At 58.8% G+C, this 18,803-nt stretch carries 27 protein-coding genes; 24 read left to right on the top strand and 3 right to left on the bottom strand.

The genetic code is table 11. From position 1 onward, the window contains the following. Positions 1 to 21: 21 nt before the first annotated feature. The 10 genes from J4P02_RS22640 to J4P02_RS22595 all read left to right on the top strand — a co-directional run bounded on the left by J4P02_RS22640 (position 22) and on the right by J4P02_RS22595 (position 7,922). Positions 22 to 645, top strand: a complete 624-nt coding sequence (locus tag J4P02_RS22640; RefSeq protein WP_426194427.1) for a putative metallopeptidase — start codon at positions 22 to 24, stop codon at positions 643 to 645. 32 nt (positions 646 to 677) lie between these two features. Beyond that, positions 678 to 1,139, top strand: coding sequence for a DUF2280 domain-containing protein (locus J4P02_RS22635; protein ID WP_426194425.1), 462 nt, complete (start codon positions 678 to 680; stop codon positions 1,137 to 1,139). Further along, on the top strand, positions 1,126 to 2,427 hold the full coding sequence (locus J4P02_RS22630; protein WP_426194423.1) for a terminase large subunit domain-containing protein: 1,302 nt from the start codon (positions 1,126 to 1,128) through the stop codon (positions 2,425 to 2,427). Before J4P02_RS22635 ends, J4P02_RS22630 begins: the two co-directional genes overlap by 14 nt. Continuing rightward, positions 2,424 to 3,887 (top strand): DUF4055 domain-containing protein, encoded by a 1,464-nt coding sequence (locus J4P02_RS22625; RefSeq protein ID WP_426194421.1) that lies wholly within the window; start codon positions 2,424 to 2,426, stop codon positions 3,885 to 3,887. The genes J4P02_RS22630 and J4P02_RS22625 overlap by 4 nt, the downstream gene beginning before the upstream one ends. Further along, the gene (locus tag J4P02_RS22620) at positions 3,862 to 4,953 is read left to right on the top strand and encodes a minor capsid protein (RefSeq protein WP_426194419.1); all 1,092 of its coding nucleotides are present in this window, start codon (positions 3,862 to 3,864) and stop codon (positions 4,951 to 4,953) included. The genes J4P02_RS22625 and J4P02_RS22620 overlap by 26 nt, the downstream gene beginning before the upstream one ends. 30 nt (positions 4,954 to 4,983) lie before the next feature. After that, complete coding sequence (locus J4P02_RS22615) at positions 4,984 to 5,295, top strand: hypothetical protein (protein ID WP_426194417.1); 312 nt, start codon at positions 4,984 to 4,986, stop codon at positions 5,293 to 5,295. An 84-nt stretch (positions 5,296 to 5,379) separates the two neighbouring features. Then, a complete protein-coding gene (locus J4P02_RS22610; RefSeq protein ID WP_426194415.1) occupies positions 5,380 to 6,096 on the top strand; it encodes a hypothetical protein in 717 nt (238 codons plus the stop codon). An 11-nt stretch (positions 6,097 to 6,107) separates the two neighbouring features. Beyond that, positions 6,108 to 7,055, top strand: coding sequence for a major capsid protein (locus J4P02_RS22605; protein WP_426194413.1), 948 nt, complete (start codon positions 6,108 to 6,110; stop codon positions 7,053 to 7,055). A gap of 51 nt (positions 7,056 to 7,106) precedes the next feature. Continuing rightward, entirely contained in the window at positions 7,107 to 7,415 is a 309-nt protein-coding gene (locus J4P02_RS22600) for a hypothetical protein (protein ID WP_426194411.1), read from the top strand. Between the two features lie 3 nt (positions 7,416 to 7,418). Continuing rightward, positions 7,419 to 7,922, top strand: a complete 504-nt coding sequence (locus J4P02_RS22595; protein WP_426194409.1) for a DnaT-like ssDNA-binding protein — start codon at positions 7,419 to 7,421, stop codon at positions 7,920 to 7,922. 1 nt (position 7,923) lies between these two features. On the opposite strand, the gene J4P02_RS22590 is transcribed toward J4P02_RS22595, so the two are convergent. Next, the gene (locus J4P02_RS22590; RefSeq protein ID WP_426194407.1) at positions 7,924 to 8,232 is read right to left on the bottom strand and encodes a hypothetical protein; all 309 of its coding nucleotides are present in this window, start codon (positions 8,230 to 8,232) and stop codon (positions 7,924 to 7,926) included. Between the two features lie 22 nt (positions 8,233 to 8,254). On the opposite strand from J4P02_RS22590, the gene J4P02_RS22585 reads away from it, so the two are divergent. The 11 genes from J4P02_RS22585 (at position 8,255) to J4P02_RS22535 (ending at position 16,501) form a co-directional block, all read left to right on the top strand. Then, positions 8,255 to 8,623 (top strand): hypothetical protein, encoded by a 369-nt coding sequence (locus J4P02_RS22585; protein WP_426194405.1) that lies wholly within the window; start codon positions 8,255 to 8,257, stop codon positions 8,621 to 8,623. Beyond that, positions 8,620 to 9,276 carry a hypothetical protein gene (locus J4P02_RS22580; RefSeq protein WP_426194403.1) on the top strand — a complete coding sequence of 219 codons (657 nt, stop codon included), beginning with the start codon at positions 8,620 to 8,622 and terminating at the stop codon, positions 9,274 to 9,276. The genes J4P02_RS22585 and J4P02_RS22580 overlap by 4 nt, the downstream gene beginning before the upstream one ends. Continuing rightward, positions 9,273 to 9,689 (top strand): phage tail terminator-like protein, encoded by a 417-nt coding sequence (locus tag J4P02_RS22575; RefSeq protein WP_426194401.1) that lies wholly within the window; start codon positions 9,273 to 9,275, stop codon positions 9,687 to 9,689. Before J4P02_RS22580 ends, J4P02_RS22575 begins: the two co-directional genes overlap by 4 nt. A gap of 72 nt (positions 9,690 to 9,761) precedes the next feature. Next, positions 9,762 to 10,415, top strand: a complete 654-nt coding sequence (locus J4P02_RS22570; protein ID WP_426194399.1) for a phage tail protein — start codon at positions 9,762 to 9,764, stop codon at positions 10,413 to 10,415. A gap of 3 nt (positions 10,416 to 10,418) precedes the next feature. Then, entirely contained in the window at positions 10,419 to 10,799 is a 381-nt protein-coding gene (locus J4P02_RS22565) for a phage tail assembly chaperone (protein ID WP_426194397.1), read from the top strand. Between the two features lie 65 nt (positions 10,800 to 10,864). After that, positions 10,865 to 11,113 (top strand): DUF1799 domain-containing protein, encoded by a 249-nt coding sequence (locus J4P02_RS22560; protein WP_426194649.1) that lies wholly within the window; start codon positions 10,865 to 10,867, stop codon positions 11,111 to 11,113. Further along, complete coding sequence (locus J4P02_RS22555; RefSeq protein WP_426194395.1) at positions 11,110 to 14,355, top strand: phage tail tape measure protein; 3,246 nt, start codon at positions 11,110 to 11,112, stop codon at positions 14,353 to 14,355. The genes J4P02_RS22560 and J4P02_RS22555 overlap by 4 nt, the downstream gene beginning before the upstream one ends. 3 nt (positions 14,356 to 14,358) lie before the next feature. Next, positions 14,359 to 14,697 carry a phage tail protein gene (locus J4P02_RS22550; RefSeq protein ID WP_426194393.1) on the top strand — a complete coding sequence of 113 codons (339 nt, stop codon included), beginning with the start codon at positions 14,359 to 14,361 and terminating at the stop codon, positions 14,695 to 14,697. Between the two features lie 11 nt (positions 14,698 to 14,708). Then, positions 14,709 to 15,461, top strand: a complete 753-nt coding sequence (locus J4P02_RS22545) for a phage minor tail protein L (RefSeq protein ID WP_426194391.1) — start codon at positions 14,709 to 14,711, stop codon at positions 15,459 to 15,461. A gap of 2 nt (positions 15,462 to 15,463) precedes the next feature. After that, positions 15,464 to 16,228: a C40 family peptidase gene (locus J4P02_RS22540; protein ID WP_426194389.1), complete on the top strand. Its 765-nt coding sequence runs from the start codon at positions 15,464 to 15,466 to the stop codon at positions 16,226 to 16,228. A 24-nt stretch (positions 16,229 to 16,252) separates the two neighbouring features. Continuing rightward, positions 16,253 to 16,501, top strand: coding sequence for a hypothetical protein (locus J4P02_RS22535; RefSeq protein ID WP_426194387.1), 249 nt, complete (start codon positions 16,253 to 16,255; stop codon positions 16,499 to 16,501). On the opposite strand, the gene J4P02_RS22530 is transcribed toward J4P02_RS22535, so the two are convergent. Next, positions 16,487 to 16,702 carry a hypothetical protein gene (locus J4P02_RS22530; RefSeq protein WP_426194385.1) on the bottom strand — a complete coding sequence of 72 codons (216 nt, stop codon included), beginning with the start codon at positions 16,700 to 16,702 and terminating at the stop codon, positions 16,487 to 16,489. The genes J4P02_RS22535 and J4P02_RS22530 overlap by 15 nt on opposite strands. 84 nt (positions 16,703 to 16,786) lie before the next feature. Continuing rightward, positions 16,787 to 17,137, bottom strand: coding sequence for a hypothetical protein (locus J4P02_RS22525; protein WP_426194384.1), 351 nt, complete (start codon positions 17,135 to 17,137; stop codon positions 16,787 to 16,789). 245 nt (positions 17,138 to 17,382) lie between these two features. On the opposite strand from J4P02_RS22525, the gene J4P02_RS22520 reads away from it, so the two are divergent. The 3 genes from J4P02_RS22520 (at position 17,383) to J4P02_RS22510 (ending at position 18,772) form a co-directional block, all read left to right on the top strand. After that, positions 17,383 to 17,718, top strand: coding sequence for a hypothetical protein (locus J4P02_RS22520; protein WP_426194382.1), 336 nt, complete (start codon positions 17,383 to 17,385; stop codon positions 17,716 to 17,718). Continuing rightward, positions 17,715 to 18,098 (top strand): hypothetical protein, encoded by a 384-nt coding sequence (locus J4P02_RS22515; RefSeq protein ID WP_426194380.1) that lies wholly within the window; start codon positions 17,715 to 17,717, stop codon positions 18,096 to 18,098. Before J4P02_RS22520 ends, J4P02_RS22515 begins: the two co-directional genes overlap by 4 nt. Before the next feature lie 62 nt (positions 18,099 to 18,160). After that, on the top strand, positions 18,161 to 18,772 hold the full coding sequence (locus J4P02_RS22510) for a tail assembly protein (protein ID WP_426194378.1): 612 nt from the start codon (positions 18,161 to 18,163) through the stop codon (positions 18,770 to 18,772). The last annotated feature ends 31 nt before the right edge of the window (positions 18,773 to 18,803 follow it).

The raw sequence follows: 18,803 nt of genomic DNA, 5'->3' as shown, positions 1-18,803 counted from the left end.
ATTTAAAGTTTGAGGTGGAGCATGGGAAGGCCGCATCCTCCGACATCACTCCTTGAACTTTCGGATTTGTCTGGATTTGGCATTCGCTTGGTCCCAGGGCCTGAAGTGTGGAGTTGGATTCAGCTTGAGATTCTCGCCGACACCGGCAGCATCCACAACGAAGATCATGCCCACCTACTGGATGCAGGCATCCAGGTCATGTGGGCATCATCGAGCTTCGAGAAGCAGGGTCGAACAGTCCTGGGCCAGGCCGAGCAGGTAGCGTTCCGCGCTGGTGGTTGGCAGAAAGCCCGGATGGAGCAACAGATGCGTGATTGGTTCGGCGAGGTGCCGGCCTTCATCATCACTCTGGCTGCCGACTACTGTGCTCAGTGCAGCGACCTTGAGTTCTGCGCGCTCATTGAGCACGAGCTCTACCATATCGCCCAGGCGACCGATAAGTACGGTCAGCCGGCATTCACCCAGGAAGGCGCACCCAAGCTGAAGTTACGCGGACACGACGTCGAAGAGTTCGTCGGTGTGGTCCGCCGCTATGGTGCGAGCCCTGACGTTCAGGCCCTGGTAGACGCTGCAAACAATCCTGCTGAGGTGGGGAAATTGAACATATCGAGGGCCTGCGGAACCTGTCTGCTCAAGTCGGCCTGATCCTTGACAGGACCTTGACGGAATAAACCCATATGGCAGCCCTGAAAGATGAGGTGAAGCGCTTCATTGTGCAGGCGTTGGCCTGCTTTGATACGCCAACGCAGGTAGTGCAGGCGGTCAAGGAAACATTCGGGCTTGATGTAACTCGACAGCAGTGCGAGTTGTACGACCCCACCAAGTATGCCGGGCGTGATCTTGGGGTGAAGTGGAGGACGGTATTCGAAGATACCCGCAAGCGCTTCCGAGAGGACACGGCTGATATCCCGATCGCCAACCGCGCGTTTCGTCTCCGCGGCCTGGCAAGGATGGCCGAGAAGGCCGAGAGCATGCGCAACCTGGCCCTGACCGCCCAGCTTTACGAGCAGGCCGCCAAGGAGTGCGGCGATATGTACGTCAACCGCGCCCGCAAGGAAGAGCCGGACGACGAGCCGCTGATCCCGACCCGCATCCAGGTCGACGTGGTGGATGCGAGGAAGCCGAATGCCGAGCCTTAACATTCCTCAGGCTCAGTTCCTCACGCTGCCCCACAAGTTCCGCGCTTTTGTTGCTGGCTTTGGGTCGGGGAAGACCTGGGTAGGTTGCTCCGCGCTGAGCAAACACTTCATGGAGTGGCCCGGCGTCAACGCTGGCTACTTCGCGCCGACCTATCCGCAGATCCGGGACATCTTCTATCCGACCATGGATGAAGTGGCCTACGACTGGGGGCTGAAGACCAAGATCAACCAGGCGAACCATGAGGTTCACATCTACAGCGGACGGCAATGCCGCGGCACTGTGATCTGCCGGTCGATGGAGAAGCCGCAGACCATCGTCGGCTTCAAGATCGGCCACGCCCTGGTGGATGAGCTGGACGTGCTGACGTCGATCAAGGCACAGCAGGCCTGGCGCAAGATCATTGCCCGGATGCGCTACAACCTGCCGGGCCTGAAGAACGGTGTAGACGTCACCACGACGCCTGAGGGCTTCAAGTTCGTCTTCCAGCAGTTCGTGAAGCAATTGCGCGACAAACCGGCGCTCAAGGAGATGTATGGCCTGGTCCAGGCCAGCACCTTCGACAACGAGCTGAACCTGCCCGACGACTACATCCCGTCGCTGATGGAGTCGTACCCCGAGCAGCTGATCAGGGCCTACTTGAATGGCCAGTTCGTCAACCTGACCTCGGGCTCGATCTACCACGCCTACGACCGCAAGCTGAACCAGTGCTTCGACACGGTCCAGGCTGGCGAGCCGCTGTTTATCGGGATGGACTTCAACGTCGGCAAGATGGCAGCAATCACCCACGTCAAACGCGACCAGGGGCTGCCCAGGGCCGTCGATGAGCTGATCGATGGCTACGACACGCCGGACATGATCCGCCGCATCAAGGAGCGCTACTGGCAGCACGACGGCAACGACTTCAAGAAGACATGCGAGATCAGGATCTACCCGGATGCTTCGGGCGACTCGCGCAAATCGGTCAACGCCAGTATGACGGACATAGCCATGCTCAAGCAGGCCGGCTTTTCGGTCATCGCACCCGCGGCCAACCCGCCGGTCAAGGACCGAATCAACGCCATGAACGCCATGTTCTGCAACGCCCAGGGCGAGCGGCGCTACCTGGTGAACCCGTTTACCTGTCCGACCTACGCCGACGGCCTGGAGCAGCAGGTATGGGCGCCCAACGGCGAGCCCGACAAGTCACAAGGAAACGACCACGCCAACGATGGCGGCGGGTACTTCATCCACAAAGAGTTCCCGATCGTGAAACCGATCACCTCGCTGAATATGGGATTCGCCCGATGACAGACGTCACCTTCACCCGCCCCGAGTATGACGCGGCGCGAAACCGCTGGCGCTTGGTGCGCGACGTCTGCAAAGGGTCGGAAACCATCAAGGCTGCCAGCGAGCGATACCTGCCGCGGCCCAATGCTCACGATAAGAGCAAGGAGAACCTGGAGCGTTACAGCGGGTACAAGCAGCGCGCAGTGTTCTACAACGCCACAGGCCGGACCAAGCACAGCCTTGTGGGGGCAGTCTTTCGCACCTGGCCGACGCTGACGATTCCAGGGGCTCTTGATTACGTGGCCAAGGATATCGATGGCCAAGGCGTGAGCATCTATCAGCAGTCTCAATCGGTGATTGGGCATCTACTTGAGGTTGGCCGCCACGGGCTCCTGGTGGACTACCCGCAAGTAGACGGCCAGGCCGTGAGCCTTGCTGACATGACCTCAGGTCGGGTTCGCGCGACCATCAGTAGCTATCCCACTGAAGCGATCATCAACTGGAAGACCCGCAAGGTAGGCGGCCAGCACCTGCTGAGCCTGGTGGTTCTACGCGAGCAGGTCGACGTTGATACCGATGAAGGCTTCGGCAGCAAGCAGGTGGTTCAGTATCGCGTGCTGCGACTGGATGCTGCGGGTATCTACACCCAGGAAGTGTGGGAGGAGGGCTCAGGCAAGGCAGCAGTTGTGGTTCTGCCGTTCACTCCGCTGAACGGGGCCGGCCAGCCCTGGAAGGTGATCCCTTTTCAGTTCCTGGGCAGCGAGAACAACGACGCGAGCATCGACGACTCTCCGCTGTACGACATGGCCGAGATCAACATCGGGCATTACCGCAACAGTGCCGACTATGAGGATGCGGCTTACCTGATGGGCCAGCCCCAGGTGTACATGGCCGGCCTTGATGAGCAGTGGGTGAAGATGCTGGAAGAGAAGGGGATCTACTTCGGTTCCCGAGCCATTCTGCCTCTGCCTCAGAGCGGTACCGCCGGAATTCTCCAGGCCCAGGCCAACACCATGATCAAGGAAGCCATGGACACCAAGGAGGATCAGTTGATCGCTCTCGGCGCCAGGCTGATCGAGCGTGGCAGTGCGGTGAAGACCGCCACCCAGGCCGACAACGACAGCGCTGCCGAGCACAGCGTGCTGTCCTTGATCGTGAGCAACGTCAGCGAGGCTTATTCGCAGTGCCTGGAATGGATGGGCGAGTTCCTGAACGTCGCCGGCGAGTCGCTCTACAAGCTGAACCAGGACTTCACGCAGATCAGCCTCGACCCGACGATTCTTTCTGCACTGTTCAACGCTGTGCAGGGTGGCCGGCTGCCTGAGGCTGACTTCTGGCAGTACCTGCGCGACCGCGGCGTTATCGATCCGGAGAAGACCGACGACGAGATCCGGGATGAACTGCAGACTGCTGAAGCGGGCCCGCAACTGGATGACCTGACCGGAGGGGCTGGCGATGGCGGCAAACCAAGCGATCCTTGATGCCACCATCCGGCATGCCGTGTTCCTCGAGCAGTTGAAGTCGGGGGAAGTCGAAAAGTTCGGCCCCTTCCTCAAGGAGATCGACAGGTCGATCCGTGACCGCCTGGCTCGCGTGGACCTCACCGAGTACACCGCCCGGCGCCTTGAAGTGCTGCTGCAGGAGGTCGACAGCCTGCTGCTGGGCATCTTTGACCGGTACAGCGAGAAGCTGAATCTGGACCTGGTCGACATCGCCAACTATGAGGCGCAGTTCGAGGCTACCAGCCTGACACGGGCGGCGCCGGTGGGTGTGTCCTTTGAGGCTGCTGTCCCAGGCGCTGCAGTGATCAGAACGGCGATCCTATCCAATCCGCTCAGTGTGCGCGGTGTGGATGGCGGGAAGCTGCTCAAGTCGTTCATTGATGGCTTCACCGCCACCGAGCGGCAGCGCCTCACCGGTGCGATCCGGCAGGGCTTTTTCGAAGGCCAGACCAACTTCCAGATCATCAAGAACATCCGCGGTACCAAGGCGCTCAACTACAACGACGGCATCCTGGCCACGACCAACCGTAACGCCGGCGCCATCGTGCGGACCGCGGTGCAGCACGTCGCCACCCAGGCGCGCATGGAGACGCTGAAAGAGAACTCCGACGTCGTCCAGTCGGTGGAGTGGGTCAGCACACTGGATTCGAAGACCACGCCTCAGTGCCGAACGCTCGACAAGCGCCGGTTCAAGCTGACTGAGGGGCCTAGGCCACCGATCCACCTCAACTGCCGCTCGACGGTGGTGGCGGTGACCAGGTTCAGCGCGCTGTTCGCTAAGGACGCCACGCGAGCTTCTGTCGGTGGGGATGGCCCGCAGCAGGTAAGGGCCGACCTTAGCTATTACGAGTGGCTCAAGCAGCAGCCGTCGGCGTTCCAAGACAAGGCTATTGGTCCTAAGCGCGCAAGGTTGCTCCGCGAGGGCGGTCTGAGCGTGGAGCGCTTTGCAGAGCTGCAGCTTGATCGCAACTTTACACCCCTGAATCTTACGCAAATGAGGGCTTTAGAGCCGCTGGCGTTCGAGAGAGCAGGACTGATAATGTAGACCAATCTCAAGGGGATAAGGCATAGGGACATGTTGGCAAATTTAACGGCGCAAGAGCTTGTTCAAATCATTAATAAATTTGAAGAGGCGGTACGATTTATAGACACTCCTCAGGTAACAGTAAGGAAGGCGAGAGAGATATTTGCGATCACCGCGCATGCGCAAAAGGAGGAGCGACTCGAGAATATGGAGTTGGTCATGATTTTTCAGCTTTTCCTTAATCACCCTTTTCTTCAACAGTCCGTTCAGAAGAACTTAATTCTTACTGTGATCAATGAAACATATGGATATCGGCCCTATTCCGTCGATGCTATTTCTTTAATGCACATGACTAAGGTTTAGGGCTTTTTATTCGAATAACCCGCTGCGGCGGGTTTTTTTATGCCCGCAGGCAGGGCCTGCACCTACGTCTCCGGGAGACACCCAATGCTGAAATTCCAACTGGATACCCTGGAAGGGGTAGACGAATCCGTGCGCGCTTTTTATACCGAGAAGGACGGCAAGTACGTCCTGGGCATTGAAGGGTTGCCACAACCAGAAGACGTATCCGGCCTGAAGTCGAAGGTTGAAGAGTTGCTAGCCGAGAAGAAGGCCGAGGCTGACAAGCGCAAGGCTGCTGAAGAACAGGCTCGCCTGGAGCGCGAAGAAGCGCTGCGCAAGTCCGGCAACGTCGAAGAGCTCGAGAAGTCTTGGTCCGAGAAGTACAGCCGCCGCGAAGCAGAGCTGAATGGCCAGCTGGAGTCGGAACGCAGCACCCTGCAGGGCCAGATCCGGGATCTGACCGTAGGGCGCACGGCTACCGAGATCGCAACCACCCTGGCCATCCCAGGCAGTGCAAAGGCACTGCTCCCTCATATCGAACGCCGGCTGAGCGTCGAGCAGCGCGATGGCAAGCCAACCGTCGTGGTGCTGGATGCGGCCGGCAAGCTCTCCGCAACCACGCTGGAAGAGCTGAAAAATGAATTCACCAAAGACCCTGCGTTCGGTCCTCTGATCGCAGGCAGCAAGGCATCAGGCGGCGGGGCCGGCGGTGCTGGAAATGGCGGTGGGGCCGCTCTGAAACGCTCTGAAATGTCCTCTGTCGCCAAGCGTGAGTTCATCACTGCAAACGGCCAGGACGCCTACCTGAAATTGCCCAAATAATGGAGTAACCCATGGGGACTACCGTCACCTCGGACATGATCGTTTACAACGACCTTGCCCAAACCGCTTACCTGGAGCGCATCCAGGATGTGATCGACATCTTCAATACCTCCTCCAACGGCGCCCTGGTTCTGGACAACGAACTGATCGAGGGTGACCTGCGCAAGCGCGCCTTCTATAAGCTCGGCGGTTCCATCGCTCACCGCGACGTGAACTCGACTGCCGCGGTAGCCGGTCAGAAGATCGGCTCTGGCGAAATGGTCGGGGTGAAGGTGCCGTTCAAGTACGGCCCTTATGAGACCACCGAGGAGGCCTTCAAGCGCCGCGCGCGGTCGCCTGAGGAGTTCTCCGAACTGGTGGGTCAGGACTACGCCGACGCAGTGCTGGAGGGATACATCCAGTACGCGATGGCTGCTCTGAAGGCTGCTATTGGTGCCAACGCCAATATGGTCACCAAGGCCAGCTTTGCCTCTGACGGCAAGAAGGCGCTGACCAAGGGCATGCGCAAGTTCGGCGACCGCTTCGGCCGTATCGCGCTTTGGACCATGGACTCGGCGACCTACTTCGACATGGTCGACCAGGCCATCACCGAGAAGGTCTACGAAGAAGCCGGCGTGGTTATCTACGGTGGCCAGCCCGGCACCATGGGCAAGCCGGTTCTGGTATCGGACACCATCCCGACCGAGACCATCTTCGGCCTGCAGGCTGGCGCAATCAAAATCACCGAATCCCAGGCTCCAGGCTTCCGCTCGTACCCGATCAACACCCAGGAAAACTTGGCGATGGGCTTCCGCGCTGAAGGTACCTTCAACCTGGACCTGCTCGGTTACAGCTGGAAGGACACTACTGGCGGTGTGAACCCGAATTTGGCTGCGATCGGTACTGGTGCCAACTGGACCAAGTACGCCACCAGCGACAAGGTCACTGCCGGCGTGCTGATCGATCTGTCCGCGCCTTAATCAGCGCTTTCCTCAATAGGCGGCTCGCCCTGGGTCGCTTTGGAGATACCCATGGAATTGACCTACTCTGCGCAAACCACTGATTTCGATCCTGACAAGCGCTATCGCAACCCGCAGTACTTCGACAGGCCGGAGGCCGGCGTAACCAAGATCGTGGTGGTGGGGCAATGGCCGAATGTGGTCGATGCTTACAAGGCCCTCGATGTCGAAGTGGACATCGTCGAAGCGGGCGCCTCTAGCGAGACCGATCCTACCAAGATGGGCGTCGCAGATCTGCGTGATTGGCTCACTGCCCAGGGCATTGAGTTCGATCCGAAGGCGCCCAAGGTCGAAATTGTGAAACTCATTCCAGCGAGCTGATTTATGGCACTCATAGTCGAGGATGGTACCGGTAAGCCTGACGCCGAAAGCTACGCATCCGCCGAGGATCTGGCCATGTACGCCGTGAAGTTTGGCATGACCATCCCCGCCGAGGTGCCTGCCCAGGAAGCATTGCTTCGCCGCGCGGCTCTGGCAATGGATGGCATGACCTGGAAGGGCCGCAAGACCAGTGGCGAGCAGGCTCTGGCCTGGCCGCGTCGGGAAGTGCTGTTGGATCAGGAGATCAAGCCTAACAACTACCTACCGGCGCGGATTCAGTACGGCCAAATGGCTCTGGCGGTCGAGATTTATCAGGACGACATCGACCCGATCGAGAAGCGCAAAGGTGCGGTAACCCTGGAGCGTGTCGAAGGGGTGGTAACTCGCGAGTACGCCACCATCCCGAACACCAGTGGCCGGCTGTTACCGGCGGCGCCGGACCGGCCGAGCGCCACGCAGTTTGCTGACTACCTACAACGGCGCGGGTTATTTGCGGTGCGGGCCTAAATCAACACTTCACCATTTGCCCATTTTTATAATGGGCATAAACATTGAACAAATCGTCCTCGCTATCACCAGATAAAAGGTTAGTCAAAGTGGCAAAGTCGCTTGAGTTGAGTGGGACAGAGTGTTGAGTAAGTTTTGCTATTAGGTCGTCGGTGAACTCTTCTGCTCGTGTTCCAGCTAATACGGTGCGAATTGCCAGTATTAGGGCGGCTCTCGCTGGGCATTCGTCGACTCTACTGAAGTCCGCCAATGCATTATTTAGGCGCTCGGCAGCCTCAATCAATAACAATGCTTTTTCGCCATTAGTCATCAAAGGTCCTTAGGGTAGCCAAATGGCATTCTACGAAGAAATGGCCATTATGGCTCTGGAGATGATCACAGAGTTCGGCCAAGCCGTAACCATCCGCAAGATCAAGCCCGGTGAGTACGACCCTGAAACAGGGTTCGCCGGGCCCGACACCATCACCGAGCAAACCACCCAGGGCATCCTGCTCGACTTCACAGGACTGGAGTTCCAGAACAACAGCCTCATCAAGCAGGGCGACAAGAAGCTCAAGGTCGCCGCCCAGGGGCTGGAGTGGGCGCCGGATCTGCTGAACAAGGTGATAATCCAAGGCCGCACCTGGTCTATCGTTCCGCCGCTGAAAGAGATCAACCCCGCCGGTACGCCGATTCTGTACGAGCTGCAGGTGCGGTCATGAACCGCTATGCGGGCAAGAACGGCAGCTTCGCCGAGAACATCCGCCAGTTCGCCGAGCAGGCCCAGGCCGGCATTGATGCCACCTTTCGCGAGATCGTGATCGAGATCGGCAGCAGCGTGATTCGCATGTCGCCGGTGGGCAATCCGGAGGTCTGGGCCGCCAACGTGGCGCTCCGTGCGGCCAACACGCGGGCAGCTGACGACTACGACTTCAAGGTCTCGGTGCGCAACACGCTGATCAACCTGGACGAAAGCAACTTCACCAAAGCCGGCAAGCTGCGCCGCGGCGTGAAGTACGCCAAGCCCCTGACCAAGACCGAGCGCGACCAGAGCTTCAATGTGAACGGGCTGGTGGCCGGCAAGGACTATGTAGGCGGTCGCTTCAGGGGCAACTGGCAGTTCTCGATCGATACGCCGGCTGATGGCGTGCTCGATCAGGTTGATCGTTCCGGTAACGTCAGTATTGCGGTGTTGAAAGCTCAGGTCGAAGCACTAACGATTGGGCAGACGGCGTACATCGTGAACAACCTCCCGTACGGGATCGCCCTAGAATATGGCCACAGCAAACAGGTTCCTCCCGGCGGCATGGTTCGTACGACTCTGGCCCGTTTTCAGCAGATCGTCGATGAAGCCATCAGGAACAACCAGGTATGAGTCACAACATCATTGCCTCGATCTTCGAGGCGCGTGTTATCGCCTGGGCGAAAGCCAGGGTTCCACCGCTGAAAGTGGTTGTCGAGAACGAGGCCTACACGCCAAAGGACGGAGAAACCTACCTCCGTACCTACACGCTGCCGGCGGACACTGCGAGCAACACCCTGGGCGGCGATCATCGGCTGTACACCGGTGTCTTCCAGGTCAGCGTAGTAGTGTCATCGGGTAAGTACCGCGGTCCGGCCGGCGGCCTGGCTGGCGACATCAGCGCGCTGTTTCCGCTGTATGAGCGGAACGAGAAGGCCGGCTTGACGGTGGTCACCATGACCCCGCCAGGCCAGGGCCCAGGCATTCAGGGCGACACCACCTATACCGTCCCCGTGTCCTTCCAGTACCGAGCCGACACCAACTGATTCTGCCCATCGGGCAACCCAACGAACCCGCCACTGAGCGGGTTTTGTTATTTCTGAAGTGAGGAAAACCCAATGGCATACCGAATTCCCAACGGCGGCAACTTCCAGCATGCCGCGACCTACGCTCCGGCTTTGGCTTTCACTGCAATAACCAACGCTTCCGAGGCGGTGGCCACCGTTGCAGATGCTGATCTTGCCGCTGGCGATATCGTGCTGCTGACCTCCGGCTGGAGCAAGCTGGATAACAAGGTGGTGCGCGTGAAGGCGGCCACCAAGGTGGCGATTACCCTGGAAGGGATCGATACCACCGATACGCAGCTGTTTCCGGCTGGCAACGGTGCTGGGACCATGAAGAAGATCCTCACCTGGGTACTGATTCCGCAGGTCACCGACCTGGCTTTCTCCGGTGGGGAGCAGAACTACCTCGACGTCACCTTCCTCGAGGATGACCAGGGCAAGCAGATCCCGACTGACAAGTCGGCGGCGAGCATGGTGCTGACCATCGCAGATGATCCGGCCCAACCCTTCAACGCGGTGCTGATGTCGGCTGATGCGGGCAAGAAGGTGCAGGCTGCACGGCTCAACCTCCCGGGCAATGACACTCTGCTGTACGGGGCCTACACCTCTTTCTCCAAGCAGCCAGCGGTGTCCCGTAACAACCTTCTGACCCGCACCGTCAACCTGGCGCTGCAGTCCGAGCCAACCCGCTATCTGACTTCGGTGTAACCCATGGCCAAGTTCTCCCTGATCCAAAATCCAACCTTCAAGGCCGACGTGCTGATCCCGCAGCTGGGCGGCGAGCCGGTGAAGGTCGGGTTCGAGTTCAAGTACCTGGACCGGACCGGCCTGGCCGAGCTCTACGCCAAGTGGGGCGAGCGCCACAAGGCCCTGGGGTTGAAGGCTGACGAGATGGACCTGAAAGCCTTCACCGCAGCCCAGATCGACCTGCAGGTGGATCAAGTGAAGGCTGTGGTGGCCGGCTGGGACTTCGAAGAAGAGTTCAACGACCAGAACATCCGCGTCCTGGTCTCCTCGATTGTCTCGGTGCCCAGCGCGGTACTGGCGACCTATTCCGAGGCCTTCAACCAGGCCCGCCTGGGAAACTCCTAAGCGCCGCGCGTGCCCTCTATCAGCAAGAGCCTTTGGCTGAGGAACTGAAGGTCTTTGGCTTTCGGGTGGGCGACCTCACGGGCGATTGCGAGGTCTGGCCGGACAACTGGCCTGCCTTCACCGTCTTCGAGGCAATGGGCACCCAGTGGCGGGCGGGCGCGTGCGGCGCTACCGGTCTGGACTACGGCGTCCTGCCGAGCGTCATTCGAATGTGTGGCGTGCCGGCCAGTTCCAGGCAAAGCATTTTCAGTGACATCCGGCAGATGGAGGCTGAGGCCCTGGCCGTTATGGCTGAACAGAGAGACAACAAATGAGCACTACCTTCGCTTCGCTTGGCATTGCGGTTGAGTCGTCTCAGGCGGTCAAGGCTGCCGATGACCTGGATAAACTGGTCGACGCGGCCGAAGGGGCGGAGAAGGCCGTCGACGATCTCGGCAAGGCTGGGGAAGGTCTGGCCAGCACCGGCAAGAAGATCAGCCAAGCGGAAGCGGAAGCTGCTCAGGGCATCGATAAAGCGACCAGCGCGAAGGAGCGCCAGGTCGACGCCAGCCGCAAGGCGGGGGCAAGCGCGGCCAGTGAAATCGCCATCATCAGCCAGCTCGACAGGGCGATGACTGGCAATCTCGACAGCATGGAGAAGCTGGTCCAGGCGGAGGGGTTGCTTGAACGAGCCCGCAAGGGTGGCCTGGTCACCATTGAGCAGCAAGAGGCCTACCAGGAGCGTCTAGGCAAATCCTTCGACAAGATCGAGAAGGCCGAAGCCAAGGAGGCAGCGCAGAAGCAGCGCCTGATCGACGCCGAGAACCGGCAGATCGAGGCGCTGAAGCGTACGGTCAACAGCATCGACCCGGTGAATGCAAAGCTGGCCAAACTGGAGGCGCAGGAAAAGGCGGCGAACGAGGCGTTTCAGCGTGGAGCAATCAGCGCTGAACGCTACAACGAGGCACTGGCCAAGATCGGAAAGGATCGAGCCGGTATCACCGCTACAGAGACCGCATTCGACAAGCTGAAGCTCGGCACCCGCCAGGCTCAAGAAAACGTCATGCAGCTAACCAATGCCCTGCAGTCTGGGGATTGGGGGAGCGGTGCGCGGGCGGTTGCGCAGCTTGGTGCTGGGGCAGGGGCCAGTGCTGCAAGCTTTCTCGCGCTCGCGGCGCCTATTGCCCTTGTGACTGCCGCAATCGGTGCTCTTGCATACGCCTATTACAAGGGCAGCGAAGAGCAGGATACCTTCAACAAGTCATTGATCTTAACCGGCGGATCGGTTGGGCTTACCGCCTCCCAGCTTGGCGTTATGGCCAAGCAGGTCAGCGATACGGTCGGGACAACGGGACAGGCTGCGGAGGCTCTGACTACCCTGGCGGGTAACGGCAAGATTGCCGGAGAGAGCTTTCTGGAGATCACCCAGGCCGCCGTGTCGATGCAGGAGGCAACAGGCAAAGCGGTGGGCGACACGATCGCCGAGTTTGTGAAGTTGGCTGATGAGCCCGTTAAGGCTTCTGCTGCGCTCAATGAGCAATATCACTATCTGACTACGTCGGTTTACTCGCAGATCGTTGCTCTCGAAGAGCAGGGGCGACACGCGGAAGCGGTAAAGCTGGCCACCGATCAGTATGCGGATGCGATCAACGACCGGACGCCCAAGATTCTGGAGAACCTCAGTCTCTGGGAGAAGGGCTACAACCTGGTCGCAAAGGCTGCGGACAATCTGAAGAACGCAGGGCGTAGCCAATCCAACGCCGAGCGAATTCAAACTGCAAAGGAGGCTCTTGAGCGCCTTGAAACTCGAGGTGGCAGCGAGAGAATACCCGGCGAGGACCCTGTCTACATTGGCGAGAAGGGAAAGCAAAGTCTCCGCGATTACATCAAGGGATTGGAAGTAAAGGACGCAGCAGAGACCGATTACGCTAAGAGGCAGAAAGAGCGTAACGCGATCATGGAGGCCGGTCAGAAGGCGATTGATAAGCTTGATGCGAGAAAAAAGGCCACCAGATCTAACGCAGACAAACGCAAGGATGAGCTGGAGGATCTGGAAAAAGAGCTCTCAGCTCTCCGGATGTCTGATCCGACCAATAGTCGCTTGACCAAGGAAAGTGTTGATGGTCAAAAAGCGGCGATTAACAGCAAGTACAAGGACACGAAGACTGCCACCGGCGCGGTAGACCTGACGGCCTTCAACAACTCGAAAAACGACCTCACCGGCATCCTGTCTGAGTACAAAAACGCCCAGAAGGAACTGGACGCGGCGCAGAAGGCGGGACTTGTGTCCCAGGCCGACTACCTGCTCAAACGCCAGGCTATGATCGGCAATGAGCGGGACGAGGTCACCGCTGCTTACGAGGCTGAGATTGCGGCACTTGAGGCTGCCAAGGGCAAGGCCAGCACCTCCGCCGCCCAGCGCATCCAGCTCGACCAGAAGATCGCCGATGCCCGCGCCGCAATGGTCAAGGCTCAGCAGGATGCTGACACCGAGCTGAGCGTGCTGACCAAGAACGAAGAAGGCAGGCTGAAGAAGCAGGAACTGGCGGTCAAGACCTACACCAGCGCCCTGCAGCAGCAAGTCGACACCTTACGCGAGCAGGGTCTGCGTGCTGCGGCTGGGCTTGGCCAGGGTGACCGCCAGAGGGATCTGACCAACCAGCAGAACGCAATCGACGACCGCATCAACCAGCAGAAGCTGGACCTGGCCAACCAGTACGGCGATGGCTCCCGGGGCATGAGCCTCGATGAGTACACGCAGAAGCTGCAGGCGCTGGAAACCACTCAGCAGAAGCTGCACGACACCGTGGTCAGCAACTACGACGATATGTCGGCTGCCCAGGGCGATTGGACAAATGGAGCGTCCTCAGCCTGGCAGAACTACCTGGAGTCGGCGCGAGATGTTGCCGGCCAGACCAAGAGCCTGTTCACCAACGCCTTCAGCTCGATGGAGGACGCAATCGTCCAGTTCGCGATGACGGGGAAGCTCTCGTTCGCTGACTTCGCGAAGTCGATCCTCGCAGATATGGCCAGGATTGCTACTCGCCAGGCCAGTTCTGCGGCGCTCAGCTCGCTGTTCGGCATGGCTGCCTCTGCTGCCGGATCGTACTTCGGCGGAGGGGCGGCCTCAGCCGGCTCAACGCAGGCCGGGTATACCGGGGTCGACTTCTCCAGCTATCAGGCCAATGGCGGTGCCTGGGGCGCTGGCGTGCAGATGTTCGCCGATGGCGGCGCCTTCACCAACTCCATCGTCAGCAAGCCAACTGCCTTTGGGATGGCTGGCGGCAACACTGGCGTCATGGGGGAGGCGGGCCCTGAAGCGATCATGCCGCTGACCCGTACCGCCAACGGCAAGTTGGGTGTTGCAGCCGTTGGAGCTGGAGGTGGCGGGGTAAACATCAGCCTCAGCATGCCGATCGTCCTGAGCGAGCAGGAGGCCGGCCGACCAGACGGTGCTGAGTTCGATGCCGAGCTGTTCCAGCGGAACATGGAGTCGCGCACGCGGCAGATTGCAGCCGAAGAAATCGCCAAGTCTTGGCGCCAAGGCGGCGTAAGCAGCCGAAACCTAAAAGGATGATCTATGGCACTCGAACGATTCACCTGGGCGACTGAAAAGGGCGCCGAGGGGGAAGTCACTCAGCGCGTCCGAACCAAGCAATTTGGCGACGGATATGCCCAGTCGGTCGAGGACGGGATCAATAACAGGTCCCAGTCCTGGCCGGTGACCTTTACCGGGCTGAAGCCCCGCATCAAGGAGATCATGGCGTTCCTTGATCGGCACAAGGGGGCAAAGGGATTTCTCTGGGAGCCGCCCTTGGGTGAGCTCGGCCTATACAAGTGCAACGGCTACAAGCCGGTTCACCGCGGTGGATCTGCTTACGCCATCACCGCCACCTTCGAACAAACCTTTCACCCCTGAGATAACAGCCCATGGCACTGATCACGGACATCCAGAAGCTGGAGCCCGGCGGCGAGATTCGCCTGTTCGAAATCGACGGTACCGAATACGGGGCCGATTACCTGCGGTTTCACGGTCACGCTGTCCCGCACACGCCGGAAGAATTGCTGGCCTATGCCGGACCGGAAGAGGATCTGCCTGCCAAGTCGATTTGGTGGCAGGGTGCTGAATACGCGGCCTGGCCGGTGCAGATCGAGGGTATAGGCTCCAGCAGCGACGGCACGGCCACAAGGCCGACCTTTGCCGCCGACAACGTGAACGGGCGAATCACCGCGCTGTGTCTGGCCTTCGATGACTTGCTGAAGTTCAAGCTGACGATCCGCGAGACCCTGGCCCAGTACCTGGATGCGGCGAATTTCCCAGATGGAAACCCAACTGCCGACCCAACCCAGGAAGCGCTTGAGATCTGGTACATCGACCAGAAAACCAGTGAAGACGGAGAGGCCGTTGTTTGGGAGCTCTCTTCCCCGGGAGAGATCGACAACCATGGCCTGCCAGGCCGGCAGATGACGACGTTTTGTCATTGGGCTATGACCAATGGTTACCGTGGGCCTGATTGCGGTTATACCGGCGCTGCAATGTTCGATGACGAGGACAGACCCACAGACGACCCGGCCAAGGATCAGTGCAAAGGCTGTTTGTCGTCCTGCAAGTTGCGCTTCGGCGCCAACAATGAGCTTTCTCACGGCGGGTTCCCGGCCGTATCTCTGATTGCCAGGAGCTGATCATGCGCAAGCACATCTTGAGCGCGATACAGGCGCATGCCGCAGCTGAGTACCCAAAGGAGTGTTGCGGCTTGGTCCTTGCGGTTGGACGGAGGCAGCAGTACTTCCCCTGCCGAAACATTTCGATCGAGCCGAGCGAAGAATTCCGACTTGACCCGGAGGACTACGCCGCGGCGGAAGACCTGGGCGAGGTGATCGGCATTGTTCATTCGCACCCGGACGCCACCAGCAGGCCATCACCTCGGGACCTGGCCATGTGCGAGGCCACGGCGTTGCCCTGGCACATTCTGAGCTGGCCTGAGGGTGACCTGCGCACGGTTACCCCGTCGGGCTCTACGCCGCTTCTCGGGCGCCCGTTCGTGCATGGCGCCTGGGACTGCTGGCAGGTTTGCGCGGACTGGTATAAGCGGGAATGGAGGCTTGAGTTCGAGGCTTTCAAGCGGGAGGACGGTTGGTGGGAGAAAGCCGACGGGCCCAGCCTCTACGAGCAGGCCTACGAGGCTGCAGGCTTCTATCGAGTGGACCAGCCTCAACGCGGGGACATAATCGTCATGGCCGCGGGGCGCACGGCTCACCCTAACCATGCAGGGATCTACCTCGGTTCAGATCCTGCGCTACCAGGTGAGGCTGCCGAAGTGTTCGGGCCTGGGCCTTTCCTGCTGCACCACCTGTACGGCAGGCCGTCGGAGATTATCGTTTTCGGCGGCCCATGGCTGGACCGAGCACGCCTGATCCTCAGGCACAAAGACGCACAACCAACAACATAACGCGGCACTGCCGCAGGGGGACACATGCAAGGCAGCCAGAACTATCTTGTAACCATCCAAGATCTATTCACCGTCTCCAGCAAGGCAATCTTTGGTGCCCAGACGGTTGTCGCAATTATGGATGGCGACACAGAGGTTGATCGCTTGATTTTCAATGGAAGGGTTGGGCCTGGGAGCGGTGGGTACAATCGTCGCTACATCGGAAAGCCGGGACTCAGAGCAGAGAAAGCCTTCGGCCCCGGCACGATTGTGATGGCACTAACTATGAACTGAATCGGAGTGTACGAAATCATCCGTTCCAGGTTTGTGAGATCCGTAATGCACCTTGAACCCATCACCGGCTTTTAGTGCTTGTGAATCAGCTTCATCTTTGCTTGCGAAAACGCCCTGAAGGCTCCACGGCGCATGTCGTACTACGCCCCAGCCGAGAACCCATCCTGTGTTGATCGGATCTTTTGGTAGTTCCTTGCTCATTTTGACCTCCAGGTCATAAACGCGCCGAGATTGGCGCAATCCCAGTCCTTGGGCTTGCAGGCGAAGGACTGGAGAACTTCTTGGCTACTCTAGACAGCGATCTGCGTCTCGCTCATCGTAGAAATCGTTTATGTTTTTGACGTCTTTAGAGAACTGCTGGGTGAGGTAGGGGTAAGAAAGATCACCTACTCGACAGTACCAGTACTTACCAGAGGGGCGCTTGACTCTAAACTCAACCGCGTCGTTCTCCTCATCTGGATGGCTCTCAACGAAGCGGTACCCTATATGTTCAATCGTTTCTAGGCGTTGGTGAGGACTGAGTAGCGGGGTGATTTTGTTATAGAGGTCTAATTCACTAAAAGCTGCCTCGAAAGAGAGATGGCGGCCATTTCCATCGACTACGTAAACTCTGAAAAATCTTGCTTTTTTTGCCATTCCGGCGATCCTTTTTAGGCTAGAGACAAAAAGCTACTACGCGCCGCCACTTCCCAGCTACTGGCGTTCCATCCACACTGGATGATCGTTCAGGAGCAGTTGCAGAGTTTTTTACCGGCTCAGAGGTAAAGCAGCAGAAAGCCCAGCCCCGCGCTGGGCTTTTTGCATCTGATCCTCAGTGAAGTGGATGCCTGGTCAGGTACGGGGTACAGTCGTGTATTCAGGATGAGAATGAGTGGCTAGGTATGCGGAAGGTGTTTTCAAGGATTGGGATTTTGTCGATTTTGGCGCTATCCGCCAATAACGCACTCGCGGCTAAACCATCTGACGAGGTACTAAGTTACTGTACTTCCGTCTCGGAAATGGCTGGCTCTATCATGAGGAATCGTCAGGATGAAGTTTCCATGGCAAAGATGATGAGAGCCTCGGCAGGGGATCCGTTCGTTGACGCGTTAGGGGCGGAGATTATTAAAGATGCCTACAGCACCTCAGCCTTTCGCGCTGAAGAGAACAAAAAAAGAGCAGTAAGCGAATTTGAGAATAAGTGGTTTTCGATATGCCTGAAGGCGAAAGACAAATGAGAACTATCAGCCAAGTCTCAAGCCTTACCTTACTTTCAACCCTTTCTTTGGTAGCGGTGGCGATGCTGGCGGGGTGCATGGCTCCGACCATGAATGAGGCGCGCCAGACAGGGCCGTATAAGGTGCTGGTCTCGAAGAAAGCCGACGCCGCGTTGGCAAAATGTGTCCAGTACGAATGGCAGAACCAGCCGATCTTCGGCGGCACGCCTGGGGCAACGCTTCAGCCGGGGCGTGACACCGGTTATACGGTGTTTACTGAGGGTTCTCAGTACTTCGCTGATATCCAGCCAAAGGGCTCAGGCTCTGAGGCAAAGTATTACGTAGTGGTTGGCAACTGGATTGCCAACAAACGTCTGACCGCGTTACAGGGCTGCCTGTAGCGGCACATTAAATTGTTCAGGGCTCGCTTCGGCGGGCCTTTTTATTGCTTGGAGAAAAGCAAATGTCGGCACTTGCCATCAATTATCAGCCCATGACTACGATCCTGCTCTATGGCCAACTCCGACAGTTTGGGCGGTCCTTTCGGATGGCAGTGAGGACCCCAGCCGAGGCGGTGAAAGCCCTGTGCGTACAGATTCCCGGCTTCGAGCGCTTCTTGTCCAACGCCAAGTCCCGTGGGCTTGAGTTCGCTGTATTTCGCGGCAAGACAAACCTGGTGGAGAAGGAACTTGATTTTGCGGGAGAGGGCGATATTCGCATTGCTCCAGTGATGACCGGCAGCAAGCGCGGTGGTGCCCTGCAAACCATCGTGGGCGCAGTTCTGGTTGTGGTCGGCCTTATCATCACTGGTGGGACTTTCGGTGCTGGCGCGCCATTTGGTTCAGCGTTGATCATGACGGGCGGGTCGATGATGCTGGGCGGCGTTATCCAAATGCTCAGCCCTCAACCTGGCGGCCTCAAGACCAGTGCCGCACCAGAGAACACACCCGGCTACGCCTTTGGCAGCGCAAAGAACACCACCGCCTCGGGCAATCCGGTACCGCTCTGCTACGGCAAGCGCCGTGTAGGCGGAGCGATCATCAGCGCCGCCATTTACGCAGAAGACCAGATGTAGTTGTCGCCTGCAGCATCGCAGCCGCCCATGA

Source organism: Pseudomonas sp. NFXW11 (assembly GCF_049887815.1).
Classification (GTDB): domain Bacteria; phylum Pseudomonadota; class Gammaproteobacteria; order Pseudomonadales; family Pseudomonadaceae; genus Aquipseudomonas.
The sequence above is the reverse complement of the archived record's forward strand: the minus strand, read 5'-3'. Positions and strand labels throughout refer to the sequence as shown.

What these genes read in the sequence shown, in the direction of transcription:
- J4P02_RS22600 (WP_426194411.1), top strand. Translation starts at nt 7,107, where the DNA reads ATGGAATTGACCTACTCTGCGCAAACCACTGATTTCGATCCTGACAAG.
- J4P02_RS22510 (WP_426194378.1), top strand. Translation starts at nt 18,161, where the DNA reads ATGTCGGCACTTGCCATCAATTATCAGCCCATGACTACGATCCTGCTC.
- J4P02_RS22580 (WP_426194403.1), top strand. Translation starts at nt 8,620, where the DNA reads ATGAACCGCTATGCGGGCAAGAACGGCAGCTTCGCCGAGAACATCCGC.
- J4P02_RS22625 (WP_426194421.1), top strand. Translation starts at nt 2,424, where the DNA reads ATGACAGACGTCACCTTCACCCGCCCCGAGTATGACGCGGCGCGAAAC.
- J4P02_RS22620 (WP_426194419.1), top strand. Translation starts at nt 3,862, where the DNA reads ATGGCGGCAAACCAAGCGATCCTTGATGCCACCATCCGGCATGCCGTG.
- J4P02_RS22570 (WP_426194399.1), top strand. Translation starts at nt 9,762, where the DNA reads ATGGCATACCGAATTCCCAACGGCGGCAACTTCCAGCATGCCGCGACC.
- J4P02_RS22550 (WP_426194393.1), top strand. Translation starts at nt 14,359, where the DNA reads ATGGCACTCGAACGATTCACCTGGGCGACTGAAAAGGGCGCCGAGGGG.
- J4P02_RS22595 (WP_426194409.1), top strand. Translation starts at nt 7,419, where the DNA reads ATGGCACTCATAGTCGAGGATGGTACCGGTAAGCCTGACGCCGAAAGC.
- J4P02_RS22545 (WP_426194391.1), top strand. Translation starts at nt 14,709, where the DNA reads ATGGCACTGATCACGGACATCCAGAAGCTGGAGCCCGGCGGCGAGATT.
- J4P02_RS22555 (WP_426194395.1), top strand. Translation starts at nt 11,110, where the DNA reads ATGAGCACTACCTTCGCTTCGCTTGGCATTGCGGTTGAGTCGTCTCAG.
- J4P02_RS22515 (WP_426194380.1), top strand. Translation starts at nt 17,715, where the DNA reads ATGAGAACTATCAGCCAAGTCTCAAGCCTTACCTTACTTTCAACCCTT.
- J4P02_RS22540 (WP_426194389.1), top strand. Translation starts at nt 15,464, where the DNA reads ATGCGCAAGCACATCTTGAGCGCGATACAGGCGCATGCCGCAGCTGAG.
- J4P02_RS22535 (WP_426194387.1), top strand. Translation starts at nt 16,253, where the DNA reads ATGCAAGGCAGCCAGAACTATCTTGTAACCATCCAAGATCTATTCACC.
- J4P02_RS22585 (WP_426194405.1), top strand. Translation starts at nt 8,255, where the DNA reads ATGGCATTCTACGAAGAAATGGCCATTATGGCTCTGGAGATGATCACA.
- J4P02_RS22565 (WP_426194397.1), top strand. Translation starts at nt 10,419, where the DNA reads ATGGCCAAGTTCTCCCTGATCCAAAATCCAACCTTCAAGGCCGACGTG.
- J4P02_RS22525 (WP_426194384.1), bottom strand. Translation starts at nt 17,137, where the DNA reads ATGGCAAAAAAAGCAAGATTTTTCAGAGTTTACGTAGTCGATGGAAAT.
- J4P02_RS22530 (WP_426194385.1), bottom strand. Translation starts at nt 16,702, where the DNA reads ATGAGCAAGGAACTACCAAAAGATCCGATCAACACAGGATGGGTTCTC.
- J4P02_RS22610 (WP_426194415.1), top strand. Translation starts at nt 5,380, where the DNA reads ATGCTGAAATTCCAACTGGATACCCTGGAAGGGGTAGACGAATCCGTG.
- J4P02_RS22605 (WP_426194413.1), top strand. Translation starts at nt 6,108, where the DNA reads ATGGGGACTACCGTCACCTCGGACATGATCGTTTACAACGACCTTGCC.
- J4P02_RS22635 (WP_426194425.1), top strand. Translation starts at nt 678, where the DNA reads ATGGCAGCCCTGAAAGATGAGGTGAAGCGCTTCATTGTGCAGGCGTTG.
- J4P02_RS22520 (WP_426194382.1), top strand. Translation starts at nt 17,383, where the DNA reads ATGCGGAAGGTGTTTTCAAGGATTGGGATTTTGTCGATTTTGGCGCTA.
- J4P02_RS22640 (WP_426194427.1), top strand. Translation starts at nt 22, where the DNA reads ATGGGAAGGCCGCATCCTCCGACATCACTCCTTGAACTTTCGGATTTG.
- J4P02_RS22590 (WP_426194407.1), bottom strand. Translation starts at nt 8,232, where the DNA reads ATGACTAATGGCGAAAAAGCATTGTTATTGATTGAGGCTGCCGAGCGC.
- J4P02_RS22615 (WP_426194417.1), top strand. Translation starts at nt 4,984, where the DNA reads ATGTTGGCAAATTTAACGGCGCAAGAGCTTGTTCAAATCATTAATAAA.
- J4P02_RS22575 (WP_426194401.1), top strand. Translation starts at nt 9,273, where the DNA reads ATGAGTCACAACATCATTGCCTCGATCTTCGAGGCGCGTGTTATCGCC.
- J4P02_RS22630 (WP_426194423.1), top strand. Translation starts at nt 1,126, where the DNA reads ATGCCGAGCCTTAACATTCCTCAGGCTCAGTTCCTCACGCTGCCCCAC.